This is a genomic window from Paenibacillus jiangxiensis, assembly GCF_046098255.1.
Classification (GTDB): domain Bacteria; phylum Bacillota; class Bacilli; order Paenibacillales; family Paenibacillaceae; genus Paenibacillus; species Paenibacillus jiagnxiensis.
Map to the genome: position 1 here is coordinate 23,860 of NZ_JBJURI010000038.1, position 15,195 is coordinate 39,054.

The 15,195-nt window shown below is 52.4% G+C and carries 12 protein-coding genes; all 12 read left to right on the plus strand.

Annotated elements, in window-relative coordinates:
- Positions 1-59: 59 nt before the first annotated feature.
- The 12 genes from mfd (at position 60) to spoIIE (ending at position 15,178) form a co-directional block, all read left to right on the plus strand.
- Positions 60-3,584 (plus strand): transcription-repair coupling factor, encoded by a 3,525-nt coding sequence (gene mfd, locus ACI1P2_RS27295; protein ID WP_355325866.1) that lies wholly within the window; start codon positions 60-62, stop codon positions 3,582-3,584.
- On the plus strand, positions 3,571-4,719 hold the full coding sequence (locus tag ACI1P2_RS27300; RefSeq protein ID WP_355325869.1) for a peptidylprolyl isomerase: 1,149 nt from the start codon (positions 3,571-3,573) through the stop codon (positions 4,717-4,719). The genes mfd and ACI1P2_RS27300 overlap by 14 nt, the downstream gene beginning before the upstream one ends.
- Before the next feature lie 458 nt (positions 4,720-5,177).
- The gene (gene spoVT / locus ACI1P2_RS27305) at positions 5,178-5,720 is read left to right on the plus strand and encodes a stage V sporulation protein T (RefSeq protein WP_355325872.1); all 543 of its coding nucleotides are present in this window, start codon (positions 5,178-5,180) and stop codon (positions 5,718-5,720) included.
- A 149-nt stretch (positions 5,721-5,869) separates the two neighbouring features.
- On the plus strand, positions 5,870-7,630 hold the full coding sequence (locus ACI1P2_RS27310) for a putative polysaccharide biosynthesis protein (protein ID WP_408976363.1): 1,761 nt from the start codon (positions 5,870-5,872) through the stop codon (positions 7,628-7,630).
- A gap of 105 nt (positions 7,631-7,735) precedes the next feature.
- A complete protein-coding gene (gene yabN, locus ACI1P2_RS27315) occupies positions 7,736-9,235 on the plus strand; it encodes a bifunctional methyltransferase/pyrophosphohydrolase YabN (RefSeq protein ID WP_355325875.1) in 1,500 nt (499 codons plus the stop codon).
- A gap of 564 nt (positions 9,236-9,799) precedes the next feature.
- Complete coding sequence (locus ACI1P2_RS27320) at positions 9,800-10,072, plus strand: HU family DNA-binding protein (protein ID WP_355325878.1); 273 nt, start codon at positions 9,800-9,802, stop codon at positions 10,070-10,072.
- Positions 10,072-10,350, plus strand: a complete 279-nt coding sequence (locus ACI1P2_RS27325) for an RNA-binding S4 domain-containing protein (RefSeq protein WP_305756803.1) — start codon at positions 10,072-10,074, stop codon at positions 10,348-10,350. The genes ACI1P2_RS27320 and ACI1P2_RS27325 overlap by 1 nt, the downstream gene beginning before the upstream one ends.
- A 132-nt stretch (positions 10,351-10,482) precedes the next feature.
- The gene (gene yabP, locus ACI1P2_RS27330) at positions 10,483-10,767 is read left to right on the plus strand and encodes a sporulation protein YabP (RefSeq protein ID WP_355325881.1); all 285 of its coding nucleotides are present in this window, start codon (positions 10,483-10,485) and stop codon (positions 10,765-10,767) included.
- On the plus strand, positions 10,764-11,342 hold the full coding sequence (gene yabQ, locus ACI1P2_RS27335) for a spore cortex biosynthesis protein YabQ (protein ID WP_355325884.1): 579 nt from the start codon (positions 10,764-10,766) through the stop codon (positions 11,340-11,342). The genes yabP and yabQ overlap by 4 nt, the downstream gene beginning before the upstream one ends.
- A gap of 3 nt (positions 11,343-11,345) precedes the next feature.
- Entirely contained in the window at positions 11,346-11,678 is a 333-nt protein-coding gene (locus tag ACI1P2_RS27340) for an FtsB family cell division protein (RefSeq protein ID WP_355325887.1), read from the plus strand.
- A gap of 122 nt (positions 11,679-11,800) precedes the next feature.
- Positions 11,801-12,295, plus strand: coding sequence for a S1 domain-containing RNA-binding protein (locus ACI1P2_RS27345; protein WP_355325890.1), 495 nt, complete (start codon positions 11,801-11,803; stop codon positions 12,293-12,295).
- Between the two features lie 378 nt (positions 12,296-12,673).
- A complete protein-coding gene (gene spoIIE / locus ACI1P2_RS27350) occupies positions 12,674-15,178 on the plus strand; it encodes a stage II sporulation protein E (RefSeq protein ID WP_355325966.1) in 2,505 nt (834 codons plus the stop codon).
- Positions 15,179-15,195: the final 17 nt, after the last annotated feature.

Genomic DNA, 15,195 nt, shown 5'->3' on the forward strand with positions numbered 1-15,195 from the left:
TTTTGCAGTTTGCACATAGAATGGTTTTTGAAATCAAGTACGCAAAAGGGGTGCCTTTTTTGTTACAAGCACTTATTCAGGAAATTTCCAAGGATGCGGATTTCGGTTCGATCACGGCTGGAATCGCATCGGGTATGAAGGAGCAGCTGATTTCAGGCTTGTCCGGTTCGGCGCGCCAAATATTGATGGCTGCGATCGTAGAGCAGACGCAGCGGCCCCTTCTTGTGTTAACACATAATATGTTCGCAGCCCAGAAAATCGCGGATGATTTGCAGGAAGCGCTTACTTCAGACCGGGTGCTGCTCTATCCTGCTAATGAGCTGGTTGCGGCGGAAGCGGCAGTGTCCAGCCCTGAAACGGTGTCCCAGCGTATCGATGTGTTGATCAAATGCGCACAGGGCTTTCGTGGCATTGTGGTTGCGCCTTTTTCGGGTGTGCGCCGTTATTTGCCCGCCCCTCAGGTTTTTGCAGACGGCCGGATTCACCTGGAGACTGGCAAGACGATTGAGACCGATCCGTTTCTGCTGCGTATGATTGAACTCGGTTATCAGCGGGTGGAGCGGGTCGAGTCCAGGGGAGAGATGAGTGTACGGGGCGGCATTATCGACTTCTACCCGATGACGACAGATCTGGCCTACCGTGTGGAGCTTTTTGATGACGAAATTGATTCGATCCGTACCTTTGATCCTGCGGACCAGCGTTCGGTTGAGAAGATTAAAGAAATTACGGTAACTCCATGCAGGGAGCTGATTGCCGACAGCAGCCGTATGGATAAGGCGGCCGACGCAGCGGTCCAACTGCTCGAGGAGCAGATTGCGAAAACGACAGACCGGCAGGCGAAGCTGCGGTTGAAGGAAGAAATTCAACGAGAGATCGAAATGCTGCGTGAGCATGTCTATTTTGATGAAATCTATAAATATATCGGACTTTTATATCCTGAATGCACAACGCTTATGAACTATATGGCAGAGGATACGATCCTGGTCATCGATGAGCCTGCACGGATGCTGGAAACAGCCAAGCAGCTTGAACGGGACGAATCGGAGTGGAATCTGCATCTTCTTCAGAACGGGAAGACATTGCCCCAGCTTGTGCTGTCGGCCGATTCGGAGAACATTTTGTACCAGCGTTCTTTCCAGACGCTGTTTATGTCTCTATTCCTGCGCCAGGTTCCTCATACCCAGCCGCAAAATATTCTGAACTTTATCAGCAGAGGAATGCAGGATTTCCACGGTCAAATGAATGTGTTGAAGTCGGAGATGGAGAGATGGATCAAAGCGGGAACCAGAGTCATCATGCTGGCGGGCGGAGAAGACCGGCTTGACCGCATGCGGAGAGTTTTGCAGGACTACGATATTCCTGAGCCGGCGATGATGATCGGCAGCCTGCAGGGCGGCTTTGAGCTGCCGTCTATTCATCTTGCCGTCATTACCGAAGGGGAAATGTTCTCGCAGAAGCAGCGCAGAGTCCGCAAGCAGGGACGGCACATGGACAATGCGGAACGGATCAAAAGCTATACGGAGCTTAAAGTCGGCGATTATGTCGTGCACCAGAATCATGGTATCGGCAAATACATGGGGATCGGCACGCTGGAAGTGGCGGGAATCCACAAAGATTATATGCACATTATGTATGCGGGCGGCGACAAGCTGTCCGTGCCGATCGAGCAAATTGATCTGATTCAGAAATACGTGGGCTCGGAAGAGAAAGAGCCGAAAATTTACAAACTGGGCGGCAATGAATGGACGAGGGTGAAGAACAAGGTCCGCAGCTCGGTGCAGGATATTGCCGACGATTTGATCAAGCTCTATGCCGATCGCCAGTCTACGCCTGGATACAAATTTGAAAAGGATACGCCTGAGCAGCAGGAATTCGAAGCCATGTTTCCCTATGAGGAGACAAGGGACCAGATCCGCGCCATTGAAGAAATCAAGAAGGACATGGAAATGGCCCGTCCCATGGACCGGCTGTTGTGTGGAGACGTAGGCTATGGCAAGACGGAGGTGGCTATCCGGGCGGCGTTTAAATCGGCGATTGAGGGCAAGCAGGTGGCTGTGCTCGTTCCGACCACCATCCTGGCGCAGCAGCATTATGAGACGTTCCGTGAGCGGTTTGCCGGGTATCCGTTCAACATTCAGGTGTTAAGCCGTTTCCGCTCGCGCAAGGAGCAAAATGAGACCACAAAAGGACTCAAACAGGGAACGGTCGATATCGTTATCGGTACCCATCGTCTGCTGTCGCAGGATCTGGTGTTCAAGGATCTCGGACTGCTGATTGTGGATGAAGAGCAGCGCTTCGGTGTAACTCATAAGGAAAAGCTGAAAAGGCTGAAAACGAATGTGGATGTGCTCACCCTGACGGCAACTCCGATTCCGCGCACGCTGCATATGTCCATGCTGGGCGTCCGCGACTTGTCTGTCATCGAGACGCCGCCGGAAAACCGTTTTCCTGTACAGACCTATGTCGTAGAGCACAGTCAGGCTCTCGTCAGAGAGGCTATCGAGCGTGAAATGGCGCGCGGGGGACAGGTATACTACCTGTATAACCGGGTGCAGGGGATTCAGGAAATGGCTGCCGAAATCAACGCGCTTGTCCCTGATGCGAAAGTAGGAATCGGGCACGGACAGATGTCGGAATCCGAGCTGGAGAAGACGATCCTCGATTTCCTGGATGGCGAATATGATGTGCTGGTCAGCACGAGTATTATCGAAACCGGCGTGGATATTCCGAACGTGAACACGCTGATCGTCCATGACGCGGATAAAATGGGACTTTCCCAGCTGTACCAGCTGCGCGGGAGGGTTGGGCGTTCCAACCGTATCGCCTACGCCTATTTTACCTATCAGCGGGATAAGGTATTGACCGAGGTGGCCGAAAAGCGTCTGCAATCCATCAAAGAGTTTACGGAGCTGGGCTCCGGCTTCAAAATCGCGATGCGCGATTTGTCCATCCGGGGAGCGGGCAACCTGCTTGGCGCCGAACAGCACGGGTTTATCGCTTCTGTAGGGTTCGATCTGTATTCGCAAATGCTGGCCGAGGAGATCAACAAGCGTAAAATTACGATGTTTGGCGAGGGAGCGGTTCCAGCCGAGCATTGGAAGACATCCATCGATATTAATTTTGACGCTTATCTGCCCGGAGACTATATTTATGATAGCATCCAAAAAATTGAAATTTATAAGAAAGTAGCTGCGATCGGCTCTTTTGAAGAAGCAGCTGAGCTTGAGGAGGAGCTTATTGACCGTTTTGGCGATCTGCCGGAGGCAGTGAGCAATCTGATGGCTGTGGCCCGGATGAAGGTGTACGGCAAAATGTATGGAATCGAGTCCATTGCCAAACGCAAGGACGAGGTGGTCGTCCGCTTCTACGGGGGGCAAGAGCAGGCGGTGCAAACTTCCAAACTGGCGCAGGTTGGCAATCGGTTCGAAAGACGTGTACAATTTGAACAAGGGACGCCAATAACAGCCCGTATTCAGGGCCGGGGTCTCGAGGATGCTCAGCTTGTGGGATTGCTCGAGCAATTTCTGGAAGCATTGAAAGATGCTTTTAAATCGAAGGAGGAACTTCAGGATGTTGCCAAATAAAGCCAGGTCTTGGAAAACGATGCTGCTGAGCTTGGCAGTTGTGCTGACTGTATCTCTGCTCGCGGCATGCGGCAAGAGCGGCGGACAGTCTGCGGACGAGAAGCAAAAGGACACCAGCAAGGTGGTCGCTACTTATAAGGGCGGAGAAATTACAGAGAAAGAATTCAATCGGGAGATCGGCATGATGAAGCTGCTGTATCCCGGCTATGAACAAGCGCTGGATACGGATGAAATGAGACAAAACATTGTCAAACAGGAAATTGCATATGAATATTTGGCAACCCAGGCTAACGACGCTGCCAAGACGGCCGGCGCGAAGAGCGGACAAGAGCAATTTGACCAGTTCAAGAGCTCGGTGGGGGCCGACCAATTCAAAACGATGCTGGATAAGCAAAAGCTGACGGAAAATGACGTAAAGGATTACCTGACCAACATCATGACTGTTACGGAAAGTGAAAAGGCCAAAGTGAAGGACGAGCAGTTGAAAGCCGAATTCGAGAAAAACAAGGATCAGTTTACAACGGCTACAGTCCGCCATGTTCTGATCAACTTTACGGATCCGAAAACCAATAAAAAACGGACCAAAGAAGAGACTCTGAAGCTGGCCAAGGAAGTGGAAACCAAGCTGAAGAATGGAGCGGATTTTGCCGAGATTGCCAAGAAATATTCGGAGGACCCGGGTTCCGCTTCGGAGGGCGGGCTGTATAAGGATACGCCTGTCGGCCAGTGGGTTGATGCATTCAAAGAGGCTGCCAAGACCCAGCCAATCAATGAAATTGGCGATCCGGTGGAAACCGAATATGGATATCATATCATTAAAGTGGAATCCCGTACGATGGCTGATTACGCGAAGCTGACGGCTGCCCAGAAGGACAGTCTCATGAATTCAATCGTTTCCGGCAATGTTTCGAATTTCATGACGAAAGACCTGGATGCCCTGATTACGAAAGTCGATCTTCCTGCTGTTCCTGCGGCTGAGAAGGGCACGGATGGGGCCAAAGAAGGAACGCCTTCCCAGGAGGCACCTGCAGCGGACAATAAAGGAGCCGATGCGGGTACGGGTTCATCGACCGGATCGGCAGACCAGAAATCCAGCAGCTCTGAAGGCGGCAGCGCTGCTACGGACGGCAAATAAACGTTATATTGGAAACAAGGAAAAGACGCTGAAAACCAGCGTCTTTTTCTACATATTATTATAATTGTATATTTTCGGATAATGTGGTCAATTCTATAGCTCCCGGGAAAATTTTTGTTAAAATTAGGACTGGTGTCATACCCGCTGCTTGTGTTGTTCCTGGACCTGCCTGTTTGTGAATAAGAAACTGGGAGCCGATGAATACTATGGTCAGAAAAATCACAACGATGGTCTTGAGCAATACGTCCTTTCCTCCGTAGGAGGGCGGAACCATACTTCTTACCGGCGATTATGGTAAAATGTACTCGCCGTTTACGGTATATGGATGAAGCGGGTCCCTTCGTTAACGCTGATATGCATAGGCCGGCTGGTGCTTTAAACAGCTTCAGGAAGGATGTTATGGCCGCAGAATCAGTAGTTTTAACAAATCTTCTAGAGAAAGTGGGGCAACTTGTGAAATGAAAGCTACTGGTATTGTTCGCCGCATTGACGATCTTGGACGCGTGGTTATCCCTAAGGAAATTCGCCGTACATTACGAATTCGTGAGGGAGATCCGCTGGAGATTTTTGTAGACCGTGACGGCGAAGTCATCTTGAAGAAATATTCACCAATTGGGGAATTGGGCGATTTTGCGAAGGAATATGCAGAATCCTTGTATGAAGGCACAGGCCATACGACGTTGATTTCTGACCGCGATACCTTCATTGCGGTGGCCGGGGGCTCCAAAAAGGAATATCTCGACAAATCGATTGGCTCGATTATTGAGAGCTGCATGGACAACCGTAAAACGGTATTGGAAACAAACAGCGGAAGTTATGAAATTACAAAAGATCATGCCGAAGCAGTTTCGTCCTTTGTCGCAGCGCCAATTATTTCGGGCGGGGACCCGATCGGTGCTGTTGTCCTCTTCAACAAGGATGATCAGGTAACCATGTCCGAAATGGAAACGAAAATGGCCGAAACCGCCGCTGCTTTCCTCGGAAAGCAGATGGAACAGTAAGAAGTAAAATCGCGCTCCCGGAGTATCTGCAAGGTGCTGAAAGCACGCGGATGCCCGGGAGTTTTTTTGGTGTGGAAGACCGGGTATAATAGGGGAGGTTAATTATCGGGCGGTCCGGAAGCGTATGGATGCATTTTCGGGTCAGCACCATGGATGATGGAAATCGGGTGGTTATCATAGAAGACAGGGAAACGGCGGGCAGATTGCTGAAGGGCGCATTGATTTTAAGCGCGGCGGCAGTCATCTCCAAGCTGATCGGCACATTGCAGAAAATCCCGATGCAGAACATTGGGGGCGACGGTGTATTTGGCATATACAACACGGTGTACCCTTTTTATACAATACTTATTACCATTGCTGCAGCAGGCTTCCCCGTAGCGATCTCCAAATTCGTAGCGGAATATGAAGCAGCAGGGGACAGGGAGACAGGTCAACGGGTCATCAGACTGTCCTCGCTGCTGCTTGGGAGCTTCGGGCTGCTGATCGGTCTGCTCACCTACATAGGAGCTCCGCTGCTGGGAAGGCTGATTGACAATGCGCATGTCATTCCGTCCATTCGGGCGGCCGCAGCCGCTTTTCTGTTTGTTCCGGTCATGTCGGCGCTGCGCGGTTATTTTCAGGGGCTGCAAAATATGGTCCCTACCGCTGTCTCTCAGGTGACGGAGCAGATCATAAGGGTGGCGGTGATGATCGTTCTGCTGCTCGTGATGATCAGGCAGGGATGGGGTCCCGAATGGATTGCAGCGGGAGCTATCCTCGGCTCCGCGGCAGGGGGGGCGGCCGGATTGGGTGTGATGCTGCTTTACTGGAGAGCGCACAACAGAAGACGGGGAAGAATGGCTGCGGAGATTCATCATACGGCTGCTTCCGGAGGGGGGACCGCAGCCATGATGCCGGCAGAAGAGGCTGCTGCGCGGGCAGAGATCAGCGCTGGACAAGCCGAATTTGGGATGCGTTCGCGTCCGGCAGGCAACAGGGAGCTTGCCGCCGCACTGCTCCGTTATGCACTTCCGGTCTGTCTCGGCGCGCTGGCGGTGCCTTTGATCAATCTGGTCGATACATTTACCGTTCCACGCCTTCTGAAAAGGGAAGGGCTGGATGAGGCGGGTGTCATGGTTTCGTTCGGCATATATAACAGGGGCCTGCCGCTTGTGCAGCTGATCATGATGTTTGCAACGACGCTGTCTGCGCTCTTTATTCCTTCGCTGGCGGAAGCAAGGCTCAAGGGGGAACATGAGCTGGTCCGGAAGCAATGCGAGCTGTCGCTGCGCTGGTTCTGGCTGCTGGGACTGGCGTCCGCGGCAGGGCTCGCCGTACTGGCCGAGCCCATTAATATCATGCTCTACACCGACAACAGCGGCAGCACGGTGATGAGCTGGATGGCGCTGACCGCGGCCGGCGGCTCGGTCAGCATCATCTCGGCGGCGCTCCTGCAGGGGCTGGGCGCCGTACGCGTGCCGGCGGTGCACATGCTCGCCGCCGCCGCGGCGAAGGCGGCGCTCAACTGGCTGCTCGTGCCAATGCTTGGCACGACCGGCGCCGCCATCGCGGGCGCAGCTGCCTATCTGATGGCGGCTGCGCTCAACATCGCGCTGCTCGCCCGCCTGGCGGGGCTGCGCCTGACCTGGAGCGCCGTCGTGCTGAAGCCGGCGCTCGCCCTCGCCGCCATGGCTGTGGCGGCGGCAGGCACGGCCTGGGGTGCCGGTGCTGTGCTCGGCGCCCTGGGGGTTGCGGACGGCGCGCGCACGTCCGCGGCGGCGGCCAGCCTGCTCGGCGTGCTCGCAGGCGCCGCGGTGTTCATGCTCGCCGCCGTCAGGCTGCGGCTGCTCACGGAGGGGGAGCTGGCGGCCCTGCCGAAGCTCGGGCCGCCGCTGGTGCAGCTGCTGCGCAAGGCGCGGCTGCTGGGGTAGAGCGGACTGCCGAAGCAGCGCCGGATTCGTGTAAATAGTTCCAATGTGTTATAGTAGAGCCGATGACAAGGCGGGCGATATGTGCCGCGAAACGGAGGGTTCAGGATGAGTGCATCCCTGACAGTGGTTGGTCTCGGATCGGGAGATCCGGACCAGCTTACAGTCGGTATTTTAAATAAACTGCGGAAGGCGGATACCCTGTATTTACGCACGAAAGAGCACCCGGTGCTGGCTGCTCTTGAGGAGTATGGCGTGCAGGCTGAATCCTTCGATGAAGTCTACGAGCTAAAGGATTCCTTTCCTGAAGTGTACCGGGAGATTGCCGCCCGTCTCGTAGCCAAGGCTGCTGCTGGACAACCGGGGCAGGAAATTGTCTATGCCGTGCCGGGGCACCCGATGGTGGCTGAAGCCACCGTGGGGCTGCTCAAGCAGCAGTGTGGCGAACAGGGCATTCCCTTGACCATCCTGGGCGGGGAAAGCTTTCTGGATGAGGCGTTCGTCCGGCTCGGATTTGATCCCATTGAAGGCTTTCAGCTGCTGGATGCCGGAAATCTGAAGCCGGACTGGCTGCAGCCGCAGCTTCACACCCTGATCGGGCAGGTTTACGACGGCTTCACCGCCTCGGATGTAAAGCTCTGCCTGATGGAGCGCTATCCCGATGACTACGAGGTCATTGTGGGCCATGCGCTGGGCGTAGCCGGCGAGGAAGCCATTCATAAGGTGCCGCTGTTCGAGCTGGATCGGGTGAAAGGTTATGGCAACCTCTCCCTGGTCTACGTCCCGCGGAGCGAGGACGAGCGGCTGCGCAGGCATTCTTTTGACCGCCTGCATGAGATTGTGGCGATCCTGCGCAGCCCCGAGGGCTGCCCGTGGGACCGTGAGCAGACGCACCAGTCCATCCGTAAAAATCTGATCGAAGAGACATACGAAGTGCTCGAAACGATTGATGATGACGATCCGGATCACATGAAGGAAGAGCTTGGGGATTTACTCCTGCAAATCCTGCTCCATGCCCAGATGGAGGAGGAGCTCGGCACGTTCACGGTGTACGATGTCTTGGCGGGGCTGAATGACAAACTCATTTTCCGCCATCCTCATGTTTTCGGGGATCGTCAAGCCGGAGATGCGGAAGCGGCCCTGCAAAATTGGGAGCAGATGAAGGCGGAGGAAAAGCGCCTCAAGGGCGTTGAGCCTGCGCGCCAATCGGCGCTGGACGGTGTCCCGCGTGATCTCCCGGCGCTCATGAAGGCATATAAGCTGCAGAAGAAAGCAGCCAAAACAGGCTTTGACTGGGACAGCATTGACGGCGTGTTTGACAAGATCCGCGAGGAGCTGGATGAGCTGCAGGAGGCGGTACGGGAAGGGCATTCCGCCGAGGAGCAGACCTTGGAGCTGGGAGATCTGCTGTTTGCTTCCGTCAATGCGTCCCGCTTTATCGGTGCTGATCCCGAAGAAGCGCTGACGTTGACCAACCGCAAATTTGCGGAAAGGTTCCATTACATCGAAGACCGCCTGCGGGAGCAGGGGCGGGATCTGAAGGACAGCAATCTCGATGAAATGGAGCTGTACTGGCAGGAGGCCAAGAAGTCATTGGGGAATGACTAAAAGTGCGTGTTCAAAAAGTCAGGTTTTCAGCACCGAAGCCTATGCTTCCGAAGTGCGTTTTTTCAAAACGCTGTAGTTGAATGAAGCAGGGACTGAGGAACGGAGCGTACTTAGGGTACGTGAGCACCTGAAATGTTTCCGCAGGAAACATGCTTCGGAAGCATCCGCTTAGGCCCGGCTGAATTCAAGATTCGATGTCGAGTCCGCTTCCTGATTTACTTCGTGATCAAAAGATGACTTTTTGAACAACTTCTAAAAATATTTTCTCTATCATACGTTTGGGAATATTTACAACTGTCCATGCTGTAGATAAGAGAAAAGGGCTGCTTTTACCCGCAAATTGCAAAAAAAGTACGGTGTTTAGCAGGATTTTCTTTAAGACAGCAAGAATACAAGATTAATGGTTTTGAATCATGCCTCTATGTTGTATTAGTATAAGGGGGATGGCTCTGATCATTATTTCTTAGCTGCAGTGCCAAAAATGAGCGCCGCGGCAGCACGGGTTGAACGGTGCATGTCGCTTGCGCAAACCTTATTTTTTGAATTCTAGGAGGCTTTTAATTTATGAACAAGACGGATCTGATCAACAACATTTCCAACAAGAGCGGTCTGAGCAAGCGCGACGTGGAGAACGTACTGAACGGCTTTATCGGCGAAATCACCGAGGCTCTGGCTAGCGGAGACAAGGTTCAGCTGATCGGCTTTGGCACATTCGAAACTCGCAAGCGCTCCAGCCGTACGGGACGCAACCCGCAAACAGGCAACACCATCGAGATTCCTGAATCCACAGTGCCTGCGTTCAAAGCCGGCAACAAGCTTAAAGAAGCCGTTAATTAATGCGTCTAGATAAATTTTTGAAAGTATCACGGCTGATTAAGCGGCGTACGGTGGCCAAGGATGTTTCCGAGCAGGGAAGAGTCGTGGTCAACGGCCGTGAAGCCAAACCAAGCAGTACGGTTAAAGTGGGCGATGAGATTACCGTCCAGTTTGGTCAGAAGCTGGTAACGGTCCGGGTCGAGAAGCTTGCGGATACGACACGGAAAGATGAGGCTGCAGGCATGTATACCTTGATCAAGGAGGAGCCGATTCCCAAGGACAACGGACTTGGGTGGTAAGGCCCCGTATCCTCAGCCGATGACTCGAGAAAGAGCATTTCTTCATTCCGGTGAAGTAATGCTCTTTTGCATAAACAGTTCTATTTTGTACCTCCCTTCATAAGCTATCTAACAGAAGGAGGGGTACATGCCATGACGGACTATGGGAAGCCGAAACAGCATGATCTGCGGATGCAAAACCGGAAACAGCTCGACCTTACCGGAGTTTTAAACGTTGAAAGCTTCGACAGCGAGGAGTTTCTGCTGCAAACCGAGCTCGGTCATCTGACGATCCGCGGACAGAATCTGCATATTAAAAATCTTAATCTGGAAGAGGGACTGCTCTCTATTGAAGGCTTGATCAGCTCTCTTGCTTATCTGGATCCCGGATCCCAGACGAAAAGCGGCAAAGGTCTTTTGGGCAAGCTGTTTAAATGAGTCCCTACAGCCAGTGGCTTACACTGATGTACATGCTGTTCTCCGGAGCGGCTATGGGGGCGGTGTTTGACAGTTACCGGGTGCTGTCGTACCGTTTTCGGTTAACCCGCTGGTCCATCCATTTTATCGATCTGCTGTACTGGGTACTTTCGGCATTGTTCATTTTCCGCATGCTGTATGCGAGCAATCACGGCGAGTTGCGGTTTTATGTATTTTTAGGGCTAATTTTGGGAGCATTGCTCTATTTTTGGACTCTAAGTGCTATAGTGCAGCTAATTGTGGTAAAGTTAATAGAGATCATACGCAAGTTAGCAGCTATTGTTTATCATATATTCAGAGTTTTGGTCCTGCTGCCGCTGTTTGGGCTTTACCGGTTCACTATGGCCTGCCTGATCGGAATGGGAACGCTCCTTTTGTTTTTGGGGAAAATGCTTCTCATTCTGTTAAGGCCCTTCGGCAGATTGCTTCTGTGGATGCTAAGGCCCATTACTTCCCGTTGGAAGACACCCGTCTGGCTTAACCATGCAGGCAGGTTTGTAAAAGGAATTATAGAACGCTTTTTCGTTAGGAGGTAAATCATGCGATACTCGTCTGCAAGCAACTCATCGGCCTCTTCATCGTCTAATCCGCAAGCCGGCGGGCGGAGACGGGTCATGATTTGGCTTATCGTCGTGCTGCTGTTCGCCATCTGGGCAATCATTACCTTTTTCACTCAGGCTTTCAGCATGGCGGAACAGAATAAGGTGCTTGCGCAGAAGGAAAAGGAACGGCAAGCGGCAGATGCATCTCACAAGCAGCTGCAATATGAAGTCAACCGCCTGCAGGACCCTGAATACATCGGCGAGATGGCCCGCAGCAAATACGGTCTCTATCTTCCGGAAGAGACACCTATTATTAACGGTGATGAATAAGCGGAATAAGGCATTTGCTTAGTTGACCTTATTTGCGCCTTTCTGTATAATCAAATCACCACAACGGGATTTTTTTGCGAAAAATCGGGTTGTATATTTTTAAGGGAGGATCATTTTATTCTATGGCAATTGAAGTGGGCACCAAGTTAGAGGGCAAAGTGACAGGCATCACGCATTTTGGAGCATTTGTGGATTTGTCTGGAGGTGTCACGGGTCTCGTTCACATCTCGGAAATCGCCGATAATTACGTTAAAGATGTTAACGACCACCTGAAGATTAATGATGTTGTAACGGTTAAGGTCATTAATGTCGACAAGGACGGCAAGATCGGTCTTTCGATTAAGCAGGCTGTAGACAGACCGGCTTCGGAGGCTCCGGCGGCACCGAGAGGTCCGCGGCCGGATCGCGGTGGAGATCGGTTTGGCAGTGGAGGTTCCAGCCAAGGACGCGGCGGATTTAACCGTGATCGTGGAGGCAGACCATTTAAGCCTGCAGCAAGTAAAACTTCATTTGAGGATAAAATGTCCCGCTTCCTGAAAGATAGTGAGGAACGTATCTCTTCACTGAAGAAGAATACGGAAGGCAAACGCGGCGGCAGAGGTGCCAAACGTGTCTAAACCCTTGATTGTCTTCTGTAACTAGGTGTCCCGATGAATATATAGCGAAGAACCGCAGCGCCGAAAGGCGGCTGCGGTTTTTTTGTCGTGCCGTCAGAACCATCCGACAACTTCCAACTCAATTCCGGTAAACATGGGGCCAATCGCTAGCATGAATAGTTTAAGAGAGTCAGAGGAAGGCGGCTGCCATTATTGTTTTTGCAAAGGCTCAAGAACGATGAACGCGGCGGCGGCAATGCTTCGCCATGCTTTCCTCCTTGTTTCGCGGACTCTGCTTTTTTGTCGGAATATTTTTACTTGCGGCCGCGGCTTTCTGACAAACTTTCCCGGAAAGGCAGGGTAAGATAGGAAGCATCAAATTGATGAATGGGGTGCCTGATAATGAATAAGTGGAATGTCGTACAATTTCCTGGAACCAAATCGGACAAGCGTAAAGCCGGAACCCACACAAGCTGGCTGAACAGATTATCAGAACGCATACAATCCAATAAAGCCATCCAGGCAGTGTACGCACAAAGATGGATTCTCATGTTCTCTGCAATGGGATTTCTGCTCGGCAGAGCGACCATTTTGAATGAATTGGCCCCTTTTGCCGCCGCTTATTTTGCTGTCATATCATTTTTGCGCCGTGATCTCATGCTTCCTGTCGCAGCTTCCGTGCTGCTTGGCAGCTTGTTTGCTCCTTCCCAAGCCTTTTTTGTTATTGGAGGGGAGCTGCTGCTCTTTTACCTCGTCCATCGTGGGCTCAGCGCATATGGCAAGCTTGATCTGACCTTTACCCCGCTTATGGTTTTTGTCTCCGTATTCATGGTGAATTTGTTCCGTGTCGTGATTGGCCCGTCTTTTACCTGGTACTCTGTGCTGATGATGACTACGGATGCTATATTAAGCTTTATGCTTACCCTGGTGTTCATTCAGGCCATTCCGCTGCTTACGCATTCGAAGCGGACAAGCCAGCTGAAGAATGAAGAGATTCTGTGTCTTATCATCCTGCTTGCCTCGATGATGACAGGAGCTGTGGGCTGGAACCTCCAAGGCCTGTCGGTGGATCATATTCTGTCACGCTATCTGATTCTAGTATTTGCATTGGTAGGAGGAGCGCCGCTTGGGGCGTCTGTCGGTGTCATAACTGGGCTTATTCTAAGCCTTGCCGACATGGGGGCTGTGCTGCAGATGAGTCTCCTTGGCTTTTCCGGATTGCTGGCAGGCATGCTGCGCGACGGGCGCAAGCCTGCGGTGGCGCTGGGTATGTTGCTTGGCTCCTCCATACTTTCCATATACATGGACGGAAGCGGGGATGTCATGCGCTCAACCTGGGAAAGCTGCGCAGCCATTCTTCTCTTTCTGCTGACCCCCAAAAGCCTGTATCTGCGCATTGGAAGGTACATTCCCGGAACGCAGGAGCATGCCCGCTCCCAGCATGAATATGCAAAGCGGATCCGTGACCTTACAGCCGAGCGTGTTAGTCAGTTCTCGGAAGTATTCCGTCAGCTGGCGCGCAGCTTCCAGCAGGTATCGGCCCGGGAGGGCACCGCCGGGGACGGGGAAATGGGGCATTTTATGAACGCAGTAGCCGAGAGCACCTGTGCCTCCTGCTTCAAACGAGAGCAGTGCTGGGACAAAAAATTTATGCAAACCTATCAATATATGACTGAAATGATGAGCTCCATCGAAGAGAACCCTGACCTCCAGCCGCAGGAAATGCCTGCGCAGTGGAGCAGAACCTGTGCCAAGACTGATGCGGTGCTGCATGTCATGAAGCAGCAGTACGGACTGCATCAGCATAATATACAGTGGAAGCGCCAGATTTATGACAGCCGGCTGCTGGTGGCGGAGCAACTGTCGGGTGTCTCCCAAGTGATGGACGATCTGGCAAAGGAAATCAAACGGGAGAACCATGCCTTGCACCGCCAGGAGGACCAGATCCGTGAAGCGCTTGAGCAGCTTGGACTGTCCATTTGCGGCATTGAAATTGTCAGCCTTGATGCCGGGCAAGTAGAAATTGAGATTGTTCACGCCTACACGAAGGGATATGATGAATGCCGAAAAATTATAGCACCGCTGCTTTCAGATATTTTGGATGAGCATATTACCGTTCTGCACGAGGCGTCTGCCCATTCAAAACAGGGGCTTACGACGGTAACGTTCGGTTCAGCCAAAACGTATGAAGTAAGCACGGGAGTGTCCTATACGGCCAAAGGGGGGGATCTGCTGTCCGGGGACAGCTTCAGTTCGCTTGAGCTTGGAAACGGTACCTTTGCCGTATCGCTCAGTGATGGCATGGGCAATGGGGAACGGGCCCGGCAGGAAAGCAGTACCGCGCTTAATATATTGGAGCAGCTGCTCCAGTCCGGAATGGATGAGCGGCTTGCGGTCAAATCCGTCAATTCCGTGCTGATGCTGCGTTCTCCGGAAGAAATGTACGCCACCGTGGATATGGCTTTAATAGACCAATATTCCGCGAAAACTACTTTTATGAAAATTGGCTCCACGCCAAGCTTCATCAAGCGGGGAAAAGAGGTGATACCGATATCGGCCAGCAACCTTCCGATCGGGATTATTCAGGATATCGATATTGATTTAATTACCGTTCAGCTGCAGGCAGGAGATATTCTGATTATGATGACTGACGGCGTATACGATGCCCCTGGCCATGCTGTAAATAAAGAGCTGTGGATGAAGCGGCTCATTCTGGAACTGGAGGATGACAGTCCGCAGGAGATGGCCGATGCCTTGCTGGACAAGGTGCTTCGGGAGCAGCAGCACCAGATTCACGACGATATGACCGTGGTGGTAAGCCAGGTTCATCATTTCCTGCCGGAGTGGTCAACTCTTCACATGCCTGGCCTGCAGCGAATGGAAAGACCGCGCACAGTAAGCTGACCGTTCCTGTCATATTG